This window comes from Psychrobacter sp. T6-1 (assembly GCF_052258445.1).
This window is the reverse complement of sequence record NZ_JBQQFC010000742.1, coordinates 1-634: the sequence shown is the minus strand read 5'-3', so window position 1 is coordinate 634 and position 634 is coordinate 1. Positions and strand designations below refer to the sequence as shown.

The 634-nt window shown below is 43.8% G+C and carries 1 protein-coding gene; it reads right to left on the bottom strand.

Annotated elements, in window-relative coordinates; translation table 11 throughout:
- Positions 1 to 175: 175 nt before the first annotated feature.
- Positions 176 to 634 (bottom strand): FtsX-like permease family protein (locus ACTXGO_RS15750; RefSeq protein WP_443575180.1); only part of this gene is annotated, 459 nt, incomplete at its 5' end.

Here is a 634-nt window from a genome sequence, read left to right as displayed (position 1 = left end):
CTAAGAGATATTCTATCCCTAAACGTGAGAGCACATTATATATATTATTGGGACAAATACAACCCCATGACCACAAAAAAAGGTGAATCCTAGGTAAGTATTTGCCTTTTTTGAGTTGGCACACTATATGTTCTAAAACAGTTTTGCTTAAGTCAGAGTTATCGCGATTAACGCGCTAGTCTCTAGATAAGGCCTCAACAGGATCAAGCTTGGCCGCGTTACGGGCAGGCAAGAAGCCAAAGATAATACCTATTAGCGTTGAACAAACAAAAGCGGCAATGATTGAGGTTGGAGAGTAAATAACTTTAAAGCTGTCACCGCCAACGCGGTTGATCAACTCGCCAATTGCAAAAGCAAGGCCAATGCCTAGTAGACCGCCTAAGATGCAGACCAGTATGGCTTCGATTAAAAACTGCTGCATGATATCGTTTTGACGAGCGCCAACCGCCATACGTACGCCAATCTCATTGGTGCGTTCGGTGACAGAGACTAGCATAATATTCATCACCCCAATGCCGCCTACGACCAAAGAGATAATAGCGATGGATGATATGAGTAAAGTCAGCGCCGTTGTCGTAGATTCAATGGTTTCGCGGATAGAGTCTGAGTTACGAATACGAAAGTCATCGGTACC